General features: G+C 55.9%; 15 protein-coding genes. 9 read left to right on the forward strand and 6 right to left on the reverse strand.

All coding sequences use genetic code 11. The features are described from left to right. Positions 1-4: 4 nt before the first annotated feature. The gene (locus tag RAL90_RS09425; RefSeq protein WP_306249939.1) at positions 5-1,540 is read right to left on the reverse strand and encodes a M17 family metallopeptidase; all 1,536 of its coding nucleotides are present in this window, start codon (positions 1,538-1,540) and stop codon (positions 5-7) included. A 229-nt stretch (positions 1,541-1,769) separates the two neighbouring features. Here RAL90_RS09425 and RAL90_RS09430 point away from each other — a divergent pair, with 229 nt between their 5' ends. The 3 genes from RAL90_RS09430 to RAL90_RS09440 are packed head-to-tail and all read left to right on the forward strand — an operon-like array spanning position 1,770 to position 4,742. Further along, positions 1,770-2,351: a GbsR/MarR family transcriptional regulator gene (locus RAL90_RS09430; protein WP_306249942.1), complete on the forward strand. Its 582-nt coding sequence runs from the start codon at positions 1,770-1,772 to the stop codon at positions 2,349-2,351. Between the two features lie 10 nt (positions 2,352-2,361). Further along, the gene (locus RAL90_RS09435; RefSeq protein ID WP_372340463.1) at positions 2,362-3,726 is read left to right on the forward strand and encodes a cytochrome ubiquinol oxidase subunit I; all 1,365 of its coding nucleotides are present in this window, start codon (positions 2,362-2,364) and stop codon (positions 3,724-3,726) included. An 11-nt stretch (positions 3,727-3,737) separates the two neighbouring features. After that, positions 3,738-4,742 carry a cytochrome d ubiquinol oxidase subunit II gene (locus RAL90_RS09440; RefSeq protein ID WP_306249946.1) on the forward strand — a complete coding sequence of 335 codons (1,005 nt, stop codon included), beginning with the start codon at positions 3,738-3,740 and terminating at the stop codon, positions 4,740-4,742. 2 nt (positions 4,743-4,744) lie between these two features. On the opposite strand, the gene RAL90_RS09445 is transcribed toward RAL90_RS09440, so the two are convergent. Continuing rightward, positions 4,745-5,188 carry a thioesterase family protein gene (locus RAL90_RS09445; protein WP_306249947.1) on the reverse strand — a complete coding sequence of 148 codons (444 nt, stop codon included), beginning with the start codon at positions 5,186-5,188 and terminating at the stop codon, positions 4,745-4,747. Between the two features lie 119 nt (positions 5,189-5,307). Here RAL90_RS09445 and RAL90_RS09450 point away from each other — a divergent pair, with 119 nt between their 5' ends. Next, positions 5,308-6,363 carry a phosphotransferase family protein gene (locus RAL90_RS09450; RefSeq protein WP_306249949.1) on the forward strand — a complete coding sequence of 352 codons (1,056 nt, stop codon included), beginning with the start codon at positions 5,308-5,310 and terminating at the stop codon, positions 6,361-6,363. Between the two features lie 74 nt (positions 6,364-6,437). On the opposite strand, the gene RAL90_RS09455 is transcribed toward RAL90_RS09450, so the two are convergent. From RAL90_RS09455 to tadA, 3 genes are all read right to left on the reverse strand, one after another. After that, entirely contained in the window at positions 6,438-7,607 is a 1,170-nt protein-coding gene (locus RAL90_RS09455; protein ID WP_306249951.1) for an aminotransferase, read from the reverse strand. 18 nt (positions 7,608-7,625) lie between these two features. Further along, entirely contained in the window at positions 7,626-8,846 is a 1,221-nt protein-coding gene (locus RAL90_RS09460) for an acyl-CoA dehydrogenase family protein (RefSeq protein ID WP_306249953.1), read from the reverse strand. A gap of 141 nt (positions 8,847-8,987) precedes the next feature. Next, positions 8,988-9,449 carry a tRNA adenosine(34) deaminase TadA gene (gene tadA, locus RAL90_RS09465; protein WP_306249955.1) on the reverse strand — a complete coding sequence of 154 codons (462 nt, stop codon included), beginning with the start codon at positions 9,447-9,449 and terminating at the stop codon, positions 8,988-8,990. 72 nt (positions 9,450-9,521) lie between these two features. Between tadA and RAL90_RS09470 the strand changes: the two genes are divergently transcribed. The 5 genes from RAL90_RS09470 to RAL90_RS09490 are packed head-to-tail and all read left to right on the forward strand — an operon-like array spanning position 9,522 to position 13,440. After that, complete coding sequence (locus RAL90_RS09470; RefSeq protein WP_306249957.1) at positions 9,522-10,430, forward strand: CPBP family intramembrane glutamic endopeptidase; 909 nt, start codon at positions 9,522-9,524, stop codon at positions 10,428-10,430. 25 nt (positions 10,431-10,455) lie between these two features. Continuing rightward, positions 10,456-11,466: a CPBP family intramembrane glutamic endopeptidase gene (locus RAL90_RS09475; RefSeq protein ID WP_306249958.1), complete on the forward strand. Its 1,011-nt coding sequence runs from the start codon at positions 10,456-10,458 to the stop codon at positions 11,464-11,466. Beyond that, positions 11,411-12,202, forward strand: a complete 792-nt coding sequence (locus RAL90_RS09480) for a pseudouridine synthase (RefSeq protein WP_306249960.1) — start codon at positions 11,411-11,413, stop codon at positions 12,200-12,202. The genes RAL90_RS09475 and RAL90_RS09480 overlap by 56 nt, the downstream gene beginning before the upstream one ends. A 4-nt stretch (positions 12,203-12,206) precedes the next feature. Then, the gene (gene rsmD / locus RAL90_RS09485; RefSeq protein WP_306249962.1) at positions 12,207-12,770 is read left to right on the forward strand and encodes a 16S rRNA (guanine(966)-N(2))-methyltransferase RsmD; all 564 of its coding nucleotides are present in this window, start codon (positions 12,207-12,209) and stop codon (positions 12,768-12,770) included. A 40-nt stretch (positions 12,771-12,810) separates the two neighbouring features. Continuing rightward, positions 12,811-13,440 (forward strand): hypothetical protein, encoded by a 630-nt coding sequence (locus RAL90_RS09490; RefSeq protein WP_306249964.1) that lies wholly within the window; start codon positions 12,811-12,813, stop codon positions 13,438-13,440. Between the two features lie 68 nt (positions 13,441-13,508). Here RAL90_RS09490 and RAL90_RS09495 read toward each other — a convergent pair whose 3' ends face one another. After that, positions 13,509-14,348 carry a hypothetical protein gene (locus RAL90_RS09495; protein ID WP_306249966.1) on the reverse strand — a complete coding sequence of 280 codons (840 nt, stop codon included), beginning with the start codon at positions 14,346-14,348 and terminating at the stop codon, positions 13,509-13,511. Between the last annotated feature and the right edge of the window lie 122 nt (positions 14,349-14,470).

The raw sequence follows: 14,470 nt of genomic DNA on the forward strand, positions 1-14,470 counted from the left end.
TTCTTTATTCAGATTCCTCGCGGATCAACTGGTCCATGAAGCGCACGCCCCAGCCGGCGTGGCCTTTCGGGGCTGTGGCAACGTCCGAGTTCAGCCAGTCCACACCGGCAATATCCAGATGCACCCAGGGCTGATCCTCGTCAATGAAAGTGCCGACAACGGCTGCACCAATTGACGCGCCGGGGGAGCCGCCTGTATTTTTGATGTCGGCAATGTCTGACTTGATCTGGTCAAAATGGCTCGGATGCAATGGCAGCGGCCATACGTCCTCTCCGGCCCGTTCACCAATCTCCATCATGTCCAGGCTGGTTTCCAGATCGCGTGTAATAACAACCGCATAATCATCGCCGACGGCACGCGCCGCTGAGCCTGTCAGGGTGGCGATATTCAACAGGAGGCGCGGGTTGAATTCTTCCTGCGCATACTGAACAGCATCAGCCAGCACGAGACGGCCTTCGGCATCAGTTGAAATGATCTCAATGGTTTTGCCCCCCATCGTGGTCAGCACATCACCCGGGCGGATCGCATCCCGCCCTGGCATGTTTTCTGCCAGCGGCATCAGGCCGACAATATTGACTGGTGCCTGCCGCTTGGCTGCCGCATAAACCGAGCCGGCCACAGCAACTGCACCGGACAGGTCTGACTTCATCAGCCACATGCCGTTATTCGGCTTGATGCTGATGCCGCCGGTGTCGAAGGTAATGCCCTTACCGACAAGAGCGATCGGCGCTTCGTCCGTGCCCGCGCCATTATAGCGGATAACCACGAGGCGCGGATCATTGATAGAGCCCATACCAACGCCCATCAGCGAGCCCATGCCTTCGCGGCGGATATCCTGCGCATCCAGAACATCAATCCGGACATTTCGCACACCACTGAACAGAGTGCGTACGCGGTCTGCCACAACCTCCGGGTAAACCTTGTTACCGGGTTCAGTACCGATATCCCGCGCGAAGGTAACGCCTTCAACCACATATTGCAGGTCGCCTGTGTAAAGCTCTGTCGCAGCGGCGGGCGCGGCGGACATGACTGTCACGAACTGCTCTGTGTCATCTGCGTCGTCACCTGATTTGTATTTATCGAAACTGTAGCTGCGCAGGGCAAAACCTTTGGCGAGCCAGGCGCCAGCGGCCTCAACATCTGTATCAAGATTATCAGCCAGTACCGTCACGTCATCGCCTGAATGGGCTGCCGCGTGACCGCCAAGGTCTGTCAGCTTGCGCGGTGTCAGTTCTTCCTCGCCTGTGCCAATGACCACAATGGTTTCATAAGGGCTCATGGCGTGCAATTTGAGGGAAGCGCCGAAGCTGCCTGTAAAGTCCGCCTGTTCAAGCGCGGCAGTCAGGCGGCCACTTGTTGCAGCGTCAACTGCTGTCATGGTCGCTGTCATGTCGAGACCCTCACCAACCATCAGGACAATATCCCCGTCAATATCACTGTCGGGGGCACTGAAGCTGAAGGACGGCTGAGCATGTGCCGGGGCCAGCATGGCGGCGATGGCGAGGCTGGCCGCCGCTATTATCTTGTGGGTTGCGGGCATGGAGTTTCCTTTCCTGTATCGTTCATCATCATTGAGCATTTTGATATGTGCACTCGTACATGACCTGACGGCATGTCGTCACCTCACAATGTGGCACACGGCCCGGCATTAAGTAATGGCGCGCTGTGATAGTAAAAAGATATCACACCTGCCTTTTCCATATTGCCTTGCCTAATCCCGCCACACGCATTATCTAAATTTCAGTAATTACTGAAATAACGGGAATAAAATGAATATCAGCGAAAACCAGAAGGCTTTTATCCTGCATTTTGGCGAGATGGGCTCCCGCTGGGGCATCAATCGCACAGTCGGACAGATATATGCCCTGCTGTTTCTTTCCTCAGAGCCCTTGAACGCCGAGCAGATCACAGAGAGGCTCGGCCTTTCACGCTCCAATGTCTCCATGAGCCTCAAGGAGCTGCAAAGCTGGAACCTTGTGCGGCTCAGGCACCTCTCTGGCGACCGCCGGGACTATTTCACCACGCCGGAAGACCAGTGGGAAATCGTGCGCACGCTGGTGAATGAACGCAAGAAACGCGAAGTCGATCCCACCCTCACCTTCCTGCGGGAGGCGCTCATGGCGCAGCCTGCCACAGATGAGGATGCCCATGCCCATGCCCGCATGGCCGAGATGCATGAGCTGATCGAGCTGCTGACCGGCTGGTATGATGATGTCAGCCGGATTGAAACCGAACGGCTGATCCAGTTGTTCAAACTGGGATCACGCATTCAGAAAGTCATCGACTTCAAGGACAGGTTCCGGCTTGTCCCCGGCGGCAAGGATCTTGCTGCCACGCAAGAGAAGGAATAACCCAATGGAACTGGACCCCCTCATCCTGTCGCGCATTCAGTTCGCTGCGAACATCTCCTTTCACATTCTGTTTCCGACCATCACCATCGCGCTCGGCTGGGTGCTGTTGTATTTCAAGGCGCGCTACAGCTTTTCTGGTGATCAGAAATGGATGGATGCGTATTTTTTCTGGGTGAAAGTCTTTGCCCTGACCTTCGGGCTCGGGGTTGTCTCTGGCATTACCATGAGTTTCCAGTTCGGCACAAACTGGCCGGGCTTTATGGAAACCGTCGGCAACATTGCCGGGCCCCTGCTGGGGTATGAAGTCCTTACGGCCTTCTTCCTTGAGGCTGCCTTTCTGGGCGTGATGTTGTTCGGTTATTCCCGTGTGCCGGGCTGGCTGCACACGCTGTCGACGTTTCTTGTCGCCTTCGGGACAACGCTGTCGGCGTTCTGGATTCTGGTGCTCAATTCCTGGATGCAGACGCCGCAGGGATTTGAAATGATTGACGGCGTTGCCCATGCCACCAACTGGGTGGACATTGTCTTTAATCCGTCCATGCCCTATCGGCTGATCCATATGCTGCTCGCCTCCGGCCTCACCTGCGCGTTTCTGATTGCCGGGCTTTCTGCCTATCGCTGGCTGAAAAATGATCGCAAGGCCGGTGTCATTGCGGCCCTGCGCACAGGGATTTTCCTTGGGGCGATACTGATACCGTTACAGATTTTCGCAGGCGATCTGCACGGGCTGAACACGCTGGAACATCAGCCGCAAAAAGTTGCAGCGATGGAAGGCAACTGGGAAACCGGGCCGAACATTCCCCTGCTTCTTTTTGCCCTGCCTGATGAAGAGGCGCGCACAAACCATTTTGAAATCGGCATCCCCAGTGGGGCCAGCCTGATCCTGAAACACCATGCAGACGGTGTTGTGCCGGGCCTGAATGACTTTGCCGGGGAGCACCCGCCAGTCGCACCTTTATTTTACGGCTTTCGCATTATGGTTGGTGTCGGCTTGTTGATGCTGGCGGTCTCCTGGTGGGGAGCATGGCGCATCTGGCGCAAGGGAGATATCTCGCCGTTGATGGCGCGCGTGCTTGTGGGCATGACCTTCTCAGGCTGGGTTGCCACACTGGCTGGCTGGTATGTAACGGAAATCGGTCGTCAGCCCTGGTTGGTGCACGGTGTTCTGAAGACGAAAGACGCCGTGTCTGATGTATCCGGCGGCATGGTTGCAACAACGCTGTTCTTTTATCTCGCAATCTATGTTGCCTTGCTGATCGCCTATATCAGTGTGCTGTTCTTCCTTGCAGGCCGACGCCGGGCAGATGCGCCCCGGGCAACACTTGGGCCGCGACCTGAAGCCAATCTGGATGCCTCTGGCATTCCGGCAGAATAAGGAGACCTGTCATGTCTGGAGATTTTGCTTTTCTGCCGTTCATTTTTGCTTCGCTCATGGGCCTGTCGATCCTGATCTACGTGATTCTGGACGGCTTCGACCTGGGTATCGGCATCCTCTTTCCCCTGACGAAAGACAAGATGCAGCAGGATCAGATGGTGGCGACTATCGGCCCGTTCTGGGATGCCAATGAAACCTGGCTGGTGCTGGCCGTCGGCCTGTTGCTGGTCGCGTTTCCGGTAGCACACGGGATCATTCTGTCTGCGCTGTATCTGCCGGTTTTTGTTCTCCTGTTCGGTCTGATCCTGCGCGGCGTTTCCTTCGAGTTCCGTGCCAAAGCAGATGTGCGGCACAAGGCCCGCTGGGATTTTGCTTTCTTCGCTGGCTCCCTGATGGCGTCACTGGCGCAAGGGTTCATGCTTGGCATCTATATTATGGGGCTGCAATTCACCGCTATCTCCATCGTTTTTGCCTGCCTAACGGCTTTGTGCCTGACCTCCGGTTATGCGCTGATCGGGGCTGGCTGGCTGATACTGAAGACGGAAGATGATCTGCAGGCACAGGCAATCAACTGGGCGCGCAAGGCCCTGTGGCTCAGCCTGATCGGGATGGTTGCTGTTTCGGTTGCTTCCCCGCTGGCAGACCCACGCATTTTCGAGAAATGGTTCTCAACGCCGGCGATCATTCTGCTCGCGCCCCTGCCAGTGCTGTCATTCATCTGCTTTGCGGCGCTTTGGGTTGTCTTGCGGCGTCTGCCGAGATGGGGAGACAAGTTTTCCTGGCTGCCCTTTAACCTGACCATGGCGTTGTTCGCACTGGCCTATATCGGCCTGGCCTATTCGTTCTACCCATATGTGGTGCCCGGACAAATGACGGTTTATGAAGCTGCCGCGGCGCCGGAAAGCCTGGTCATTATTCTGATCGGGGCGCTGTTCGTGTTGCCAATGATCCTCGGCTATACAGCGCTGTCCTACTACATCTTTCGGGGCAAGCTGACCGAACTGCGCTATGATTGAGGTCAATCGAGTTCGTCTGGTGTGACGCCAAACGCTTCGAAAATCTCTGCACTGATGCGCCGCGGGCGCCCTGTCTGCCGGTCCAGCATACACCAGGTTGTGCGGGCACGGGCAGAGAATTTGCGCGACCCGCTTTTGCGAATATCCACATGACGGTCAAACCGCGGGCCTGAGGCTCTGCCAAGCCAGGTGCGGATTTCTGCGTTATCTCCCGGCAAGAGGGGGTCACGATAGTCAATCTCATGGCGAAGCACCACGAAATGAACCTGCTGCTGCAGCGTGTCCGGCGCAACAGTGCTCCAGTGTTCTACAGCGATGTTCTGCACACAGCGTACGTAAACGATATTGTTGACATGTCCGAGTTCGTCAAAATCTTCCTGCTGCGGCGTCCAGTTGCTGGAATATGCCGTCTCAAAACTCTGGGCACCAAGACCTGGTTCTCTCATGACATTCCCCTAATCGCCCTGGTTGTGGACAGTCTGTCTTGTACGACGACACTGCACCCTGCCCTTGCCTTGGTGCGCCATAGTACTGATAACATCTACCATAACCTGGAGGAATTCCCATGTCTGAAAGCCGGAAAGGCACGATTGAAACGCCTGAACGCCTGAAGTTTGACGAGGCAAAGCTGGATGCTTATCTGGCGGCGAATATCGAGGATTATGCCGGCCCCTTGTCGGTGAAGAAATTTGCCGGCGGGGAATCCAACCCGACCTATCAGCTGACCACACCGGGGCGCAAATATGTTCTGCGGCGCAAACCACCTGGCAAGCTGCTCCCCTCTGCCCATGCGGTTGACCGGGAACACCAGATCATGACGGCCCTTGGCAAGCAGGGCTTTCCAGTGCCTAAAACATATCTTCTGTGTGAGGATGATGATGTTATCGGCACGATGTTTTTCGTCATGGATTTTCTGGAGGGCCGGACCTTCTGGGACTGGGTCATCAAGGAAGTACCCGCGAGCGCACGACGCGACTATTTCAATGCGGCCATCGACAACATTGCCACCTTGCACAAGTTTGATCCTGAAACAGTGGGCCTTGGCGATTATGGCAAGCCTGGGAATTATTTCGGGCGGCAGATTGGCCGCTGGACCAAGCAGTATCAGGCAGCTGAGACAGACAGCCATGAGAACATGAACAAGCTGATCGAATGGCTGCCGACAGCCATTCCCGATGACGAGGCGGTCAGTATCGTTCATGGTGACTACAAGATCGACAATCTGATCTTCCACCCTGAGGAGCCGCTTGTCATCGGCACATTAGACTGGGAACTCTCGACACTGGGTCATCCGCTGGCGGACTTTGGCTATTTCCTGATGCCCTGGTGCCTGCCACAGGCAACCTCCATGGGCTACAGTGACGTTGATTTTGCAGAGATGAACCTGCCGACGCTTGACGAAGCGATTGGCCGGTATTGCGACAGCACAGGCCGGGACGGCCTGCCGGATATCAATTTCTGCATGGCCTACTCCATGTTCCGCCTCGCCGGGATTGTGCAAGGCGTTTATGCCCGCGCCCTGCAGGGCAATGCATCCTCAGAGAAAGCCAAGCAGTACGGCATGTTCGTCCCTATGCTGGCAAATTCCGGCTGGGCGTTTGCGCAGAAGGCCGGTGCCTGACCCGTTTGGCTGACACAGGACGATGCCCGGCGCGGCTGCGGATCAGGTTTTCAGCGCAAGTCTGAACACCTTCCTTACCCAAAATATTTTTTCAGCCTCGCTGACGCTTCCTGCAAGACTTCCGGCTGCTTGCAGAAACAGAAACGGGCGAAATTTTTTGGCGCATCCGGATCATCTGCCATATAGAAAGAGCTGATCGGCACGGCCGCCACGCCTGCTTTTTCGATCAGTTCCCGACAGAAGGACATGTCATCTCCGCTATAGCCAACATCACGAATATCAACCGTCAGGAAATAAGTGCCCTGCGCCGGGGCCAGATTGAACCCGGCAGCGCGCAACCCGTCCACCAGAATATCGCGCTTGGCCTGCATATCAGCCGTAAAATCTTTATAGTACCTGTCATCAAACCCAAGCCCCTCCGCCACAGCAATCTGCAAATGCGGCTGGATGGTGTAGGACAGAAACTGATGGGTTTTGGCCATCGCATCAATCAGCGGCGCGGGGCCCGTTGCATAACCGATGCGCCAGCCGGTCATCGAAAATGTTTTGCCCGCAGACCCGATCCGCACACAACGCTGCGCCATATCCGGCAGGGTCATCAGGGGCTTGTGCGCCAGACCGTCAAAGATGAGATGCTCATAGACTTCATCACAGACAGCGATCAGATCGTTCGCGCGGATGATCTCCGCCAGCAGCACTAACTCGTTATCTGTAATAACCTGCCCGGTCGGGTTATGCGGAGAGTTGATCGCGATCAGTTTTGTCCTGGGGGTGACCGCCGCACGTAATTTTTTTTCGTCAATGCGCCAGTCCGGCGGGGTGAGATGCACCACGACAGGCGTGGCGCCCGCAGCTTCCACCATCGGCGCATAGCTGTCATAGAAGGGCGCAAACAGGATGGCTTCATCACCCGGTTGCAGGAAGCCGAGAAAAGCAGCAGCCAGGGATTCTGCCGCCCCCGCAGTCACCAGCGTTTGCGTTTCCCAGTCAATCTCGAGATTATAAAAGCGCCTGTTCGCACTGGCGACGGCCTGCCGCAGGACGGGCAGGCCCATGGTCGGCGCATACTGGTTGGGTCCGGAAAGGATGGCCTCGGCGGCAACTTTCAGGAGTGAGTCAGGGCCATCCCTGTCCGGGAAGCCCTGCCCGAGATTGATCGCATCATGCTCGTTGGCAAGGGCCGACATCACCGCAAAAATGGTGGTCGGCCTGCCAGCGAAAACGTCATTCAGCTGAGGAGGCATTGCTCCCTGCCCCGCCGTTTACTGATTGACGTGCTTCTTGATTTCCATACGGGCAATCGCACGGCAATGGACTTCATCCGGCCCGTCTGCCAGACGCAAGGTGCGCTGACCGGCATACATCTGGGCAAGACCCGCGTCAGATGAGACACCCGCGCCGCCATAAGCCTGAATGGCGTCATCAATAACCTTCAGCGCAACCCGTGGCCCGGCAACCTTGATCATGGCAATCTCTCCACGGGCAACCTTGTTACCGACAGTGTCCATCATCCACGCCGCTTTCAGACAAAGCAGACGGGTCATCTCGATGTCGATACGCGCCTCAGCAATGCGTTGTTCCCAGATGGAATGCTCAATGATGCGTTTGCCAAAGGCTTCACGCGCGGCCAGCCGCTTGACCATTTTCTCCAGCGCCACTTCTGCGGCACCAATCGTCCGCATACAGTGGTGAATACGGCCAGGCCCAAGACGCCCCTGCGCGATTTCAAAACCACGCCCTTCGCCCAGGATCAGGTTTTCCTTCGGCACGCGCACATCTTTCAGTTCTATTTCCATGTGGCCATGCGGCGCATCATCATAGCCGAATACCGGCAGATGACGGAGAATCTTGACACCTGGCGTATCCGCCGGAACCAGAATCTGGCTCTGCTGCGCGTGTCGCGGCGCTGACTTGTCTGTTTTACCCATCAGGATGAAAATCTTGCAGCGCGGATCACCGGCACCGGATGACCACCACTTGCGACCGTTGATGACATATTCATCACCCTCCAGCCTGATTTCTGTCTCGATATTGGTTGCGTCTGATGAGGCCACATCAGGCTCTGTCATCAAAAAGGCTGACCGAATTTCGCCGGCCAGAAGCGGCTTCAACCATTTTTCCTGCTGATCCGGTGTGCCGTATTTTTCCAGCACTTCCATATTGCCGGTGTCCGGCGCGGAACAGTTGAAGACCTCGGAGCCAATCAGCGTGCGGCCCATAATCTCTGCCAGTGGGGCATAATCCGTGATCGAGAGGCCTGGCCCGAAATCGGGGTTCGGCATGAACATGTTCCAGAGGCCCTCGGCTTTTGCCTTGGCCTTCAGTTCGTCAAGGATCGGTGGATTTTTCCAGCGCCCTTCACCCGGCCCGAATGCCGCGTGCTGTTCGTGATAGATACGCTCTCCTTCATAGACATGCTTGTCCATGAACTCGGATACGCGAGCGATATATTCCTTGGCGCGGGGTGAATGTTCAAATTCCATCTGATCCTCTCCTGATTTTCTCTCTCTAATATGCCTGTGTGCAGCCCTGTTGAAAGCAACAATAGCAGTTGGGAAAGGGGGGCACATAAGTTTCTGCTGAAATAGAGCGCGTCTTTCTGCCGAGCCTTCTCATTGCCCGGACTATCGGCGGGCACGAAAAAAGCTGACCAGCAAGTCTGATGCGGTCTGCGCCATCAATCCCTGACTGATCTCCGGTCTGTGGTGACAGGTCGGCTGCTCGAAAAAGCGTGGGCCGTTGACGACTGCCCCGCCTTTTTTATCCTCAGCGGCAAACACCACGCGGCTGACCCGGGCCTGCGCAATCGCACCGGCACACATGGCGCATGGCTCCAACGAGACATAAAGGGTGGTGCCAGTGAGGCGATAATTTTTTTTGCGCTGGGCGGCCTGCCGCAGGGCAATGATCTCGGCATGGGCCGTGGGGTCATGGGTGGCGACGGGCGCATTGCTGCCGACCGACAGAATGGTTTCCATGTCTTCATCGACCACCACCGCCCCAACCGGCACTTCGCCATGCTCGCCCGCATCGCGCGCAAGCTCTACGGCAAGTTGCATGAAGGTCTGATCTGTTTTGAAAACCATAAGAACGGACTTGCCAAATTTTGAGGCCGGGGCAAAGGTATTTTATAACATATCAATGTGGCGAGCGGGGACATGATCAAGCCACCTTTTTTGCGCCAGGGGCTGTCTGGCAAACGCCAGACACAAGGCTGGCTCGCGATGCTGGTGAGCATCGGCATCCTTTTTTGTGCAGCGCTGGCCGGGCTGACGCTGTTCTCCCCGGTCCTGCTGAGACAAGAGAGCGGGAGCAGCGCACAAACGCTGAGCCAGTTCAGCCTGATGGATGCCGGTATCACCATTATCGGCTTTGCCGTGCTGATATTATTGCTGACCTGTGGCTGGGTAAAATTTTTTGAAAAACGCCAGATCAGCAGCCTTGGCCTCGGGCCACAGTTTCACAGGCGCTTTGCCCGCGGGATGCTGGCCGGGCTCGTCGCCGCCACCTTGCTTGCGACAAGCCTCGTGGTTTTTTTTGATGCAGAGATGTCGCTTGCCCTTGGTCAGGTGCCTGTGGGGGCGTTTGTGCTCACCTTCGCGCTGCTGCCTCTTGCCTGGTTTGTCCAGGCCATGTCTGAGGAAGTCCTGTTTCGGGGCTTTCTGCTGCAATCACTGGGGCTTCGCTATGGCTTCGTTGCAGCAATTTTTTTCTCATCCCTGCTTTTTGCCGGTCTTCATTTCGAAGATGGCGGCAGCGGCGCAGGCTATTTCATCGGCATGGGCGTGTTTGCCGCGTTTCTGTGCTGCTACGCTGTTTTCGATAATAGCCTGTGGGGACCAGTCGGGTTCAACATGGCCTGGAACCTTGCTCTCAACATCCTGTTCGGGGTCAGCCTGAACGATAGCGGGCGCGACGACATTGCGATTTACAATGCGCTGGCGCGCTCCCCGAAACTGTTGGTGACGCAGACAGAAACAGGCGCTTTTGCCGCAAGTTTCATCGGCGTTTCAATTGTGCTAATTATCGTGCTGGTGGTGTTTACCGTCAGTGACCGGTTCCGCTGAACACCCTATCAGGAGGCCTGACATCATGTCGCAAAAATCACATCTGTTCTTCGAGTTTGCCCGAACCGGCAAGCGTATTACGGCAGCCTGGTTCGCCGTGCCCATCGGCCTTGTTTCGACAATCGCCGGACAAATTGTTGGCGGCCTTGGCCTCGGTATTCTTATCGTAATGGCCATGTTTGCCGATGGCGGCACCGACGACCCGGAAGCGGCAGCGGCAGAAGTTGAGGCATCACTGGATCTGGAAACTCTAAGCTCTGTCGAGCAGGGGTTGTTTCTGATCGGGTTTTTCTTTTTTGCTGCCGTTGCGATTTTTCTCTGGGTCAGGTTTTTTGAAGACCGCTCCATCGCCAGCATGGGGTTTCACGGGCTGGGCAGCGGGTTGTTCAAATTTGCCCGTGGCGGCATTTTCGCCTTTCTCAGCATGGCCGCCATCGCCTTTGGTATGCAGGCCATCGGCTATGCAGAAGGCTCCACCGCTGATGTACCCACAAGCTGGCTGGTGGTCTGGCCGCTTCTGATCCTGGTGTTGGGCTGGATCGTGCAAGGGTCCACGGAAGAAATCGTCACGCGCGGCCTTTTGTTCCAGTCTGTCGGGGCGCGCCATGGACTGATTATCGGCGTGCTTGTCTCCAGTGCGGTCTTTACCCTCCTGCATGGCATGAACGACAACCCGTCTGCGATCTTCTTTATCAATCTTGCCTTTTACAGCGTCTTTGCCTGTTTCTATGCCTTGCGCGAAGCGAGCCTCTGGGGAATTTGTGGGCACCATGCGATGTGGAATTTCACGCAGGGCAACCTGTTCGGCTTTGCTGTCAGCGGCTCGCAATTTGGCGAAGACCGGCTGATGCAGTTCAGCGAAACCGGGCCGGACCTTATCACCGGCGGCGCGACCGGACCGGAAGGCGGGCTTGTCACCACGATCATACTTGCCATAAGCATGGGCGTTCTGTTGCTGATCAAGCCATCGAAAGACCTTTATGACAAAGTCCCCGCACAATCCTCTCCGGACGCAGACGCCTGCCCCATCGACTGACGGCGGGGAGCGCATCGCCAAGGTGCTTGCCCATGCGGGCGTATGCTCCCGGCGCGATGCGGAGAAACTGATCGAACAGGGACGGGTCTCCGTTGACGGCACGGTGCTGACCACCCCGGCGGTGAAAGTGCTGGCCAGTCAGGACATTCGCGTGGATGAAGTGCGCGTGGGCGGGCCACAGGCCCTGCGCGTTTGGCGTTATCACAAGCCCGATGGACTGGTGACCACGCACAAGGACCCACAGGGTCGGCAGACCGTATTCGAAGCCCTGCCCTCTGACATGCCCCGGGTCATTTCCGTAGGCCGACTTGATCTGACCACGGAAGGATTGCTGCTGCTGACCACTGATGGCGGCCTTGCCCGCGCGCTCGAACTGCCCGCGACCGGCTGGACGCGGCGGTATCGCGTGCGCGCCTATGGCCGCGTCACCCAGTCCCGCCTTGACCGGCTGGCCGGTGGCGTCAGTGTTGACGGCGTTGATTACGGCCCGGTGAAAGCCACGCTGGACAGCGTTCAGGGCGGCAATGCCTGGATGACCGTTTCCATCCGTGAAGGGAAGAACCGCGAAATCCGCAACATTATGCGCCATCTCGACCTGCAGGTGAACCGCCTGATCCGCATGGCCTATGGGCCGTTTCAGCTTGGCAGCCTGAAAAAAGGCGCGCTGGAGGAAGTGCCGGGAAAAACCCTGCGTGAGCAGCTTGGCAAAAAACTTTCCGACGAGCTGGGGCTTTGAGACAATGCGCATTGTCGGCGGGCGATTCAGTGGCAGGCCCATCATCGCGCCAAAAGGCATGGACACGCGCCCGACGACGGACCGGACACGCGAAAGCCTGTTTAATATATTGACGCACAAGGATGACTTTGAGCTTGAGGGTACGCGCGTGATTGACCTGTTTGCAGGCTCCGGCGCGCTTGGCCTTGAGGCGGTATCGCGGGGCGCAGCTTACTGCCTGTTCGTGGAAGAAGCTGCAAAAGCCCGCGCTGCCATTCGTGAGAACATTGAGGCGCTAAGCCTGTTCGGGGATACGCGCCTTCACCGGCGCTCTGCCACGGCGCTGGGCACTATACCCGCCAGTGCTGGCGACCCGTTCGGGCTGGCCTTTCTGGACGCGCCTTATGACCGGGGACTGACGGAACCGGCGCTGGAAGGTTTGCGCCAGGGCGGTTGGCTTTTGCCCGGCGCCTTGCTGGTGGTCGAACAAGGCGGTAAAGAGACCCCTGCTTTGCCGGAGGGCTTTCGCGAAGATGACCGGCGCCAGTTTGGCGACACACAGATCGGCTTCCTGCACGCCCTGCCCTGACGCCAGGGTGTACCTGATTTAACAGTATGATAAAGGAGGGATGATGCTCCAAAACTCTAAATTGAAAGCTGAAGGGTGGAAAATGCTGATGGCAGAATTCGGCTTCGCCGAAAATCTGGATACGCATTCAAAGTTGATTACTGCTTACAACGAACCACATCGCAAGTATCATACTCTTGAGCATATTAACGCCTGTTTCGAACATCTATCTTCTGTAGACCTACAAGCTGATCATGCGCATGAGATAGAGCTGGCTCTGTGGTTTCATGACGCAGTTTACAAAATATTATCATCCACGAATGAAGCAGATAGCGCCCAACTGGCCTGTTCTTTCCTAATCGAAAATAACGCACACGCTGAATGTATAGAAAGAATAGGTGACCTTATTTTGATAACAAAAGATCATGCCGCACCCAAAACAAAAGATGCAAAATTGATGCTGGATATCGATCTCAGTATTTTGGGCTCTGCACCGGCAATATACGCACAGTTTGAAAAAAATGTGCGTGAAGAATATCGTCATGTTCCGGGCTTTATCTTTCGCCCTAAAAGGAAAAAAATCCTTCGGTCATTCCTAGAGCGGCCCACAATATATTATTCTGCCTACTTCTCAGAACGCCTTGAAGCTCAAGCGAGAGAGAACCTCAATAAAGCCATCAACACGCTTTAGCGGTCAGATTTTGGCCGCGGCCAAGCCTACCTCTGGGGGGGGCAACAGCCCACCCCCAGCATCTACGCCTAAAGGCCGAGCGTGGCTTTCATTTCGAGGCGGTGCTCCTGAGACAGATCTTCGAGATCATCAATAAATTCTGCTGCTTCTTCTGCATCGGCACCATTGATGTGAATGAAACGCTTTTTGGTTGTTCCATCTTCATCATTGGAATAGCTGTAGGAAAATGAATTTTCACTTTCTGCCGTGCCAGGCTGGGGGGGTGTTGGCGGTGTAGGTGTCTTCATCACGCGCACTTCCTTGTGCACTTCGATGTCTTTTTCACCGTCAATATCAATGATCACATTGTCTGCGTCACCATCCTTACCCGTACGGATAATAATTTTACGCTGACCGCCACCTTCTTCTACCCAGTCAAGCTCTTCACCATCCACCAGCACCTCAACATCAACGCTCGATTCGATATCACTGTTGCGCGCATCTTTGCGAATAACGACAACTTTTTCACCGTCTTCGCCGGTCCATTCAATGCCATGGTCTTCCAGAATACCGTCAAGATCCACATTCCCGTCTTCATCTTCTTTCAAAACAATGACTTCGGACTTTGTGGTGCTTTCGGAGATGATCCGGACATCCGTTCCGTCGCCCAGCTTGACGACAGACTGTTTTGGCATACTGTTACGCAGCACACTGATGACATTCACTGCCTCGGCACCATCTGTCATAGTGGTCAAACCGGCTTCGACAGTCGCAGCAGCGGCTTTGTTGGTGCTTGTATCCATCACGGCATAGGTGCTGGTGCCGTTTTCTTCGCTCAACCAGAACTCAAAATCGCCGCTGTCAGCGACTGCTGTGACTGGCAGCAGTGCTATCGCTGCGACAGCGCCTGTTAAAAATTTTCTGAACATTGTGCCCTCCTCTAATTCGGTATCCTGAATTCTGCCTCAGATGTGACAAATGTCGCAACTTAAACTCACGTAAGGAAGCGCTGCAGCAGGCAGCAAAAAAGGCGACCCGGAGGCCGCCTTTT

This window comes from Parvularcula sp. IMCC14364 (assembly GCF_030758415.1).
Taxonomy (GTDB): domain Bacteria; phylum Pseudomonadota; class Alphaproteobacteria; order Caulobacterales; family Parvularculaceae; genus Aquisalinus.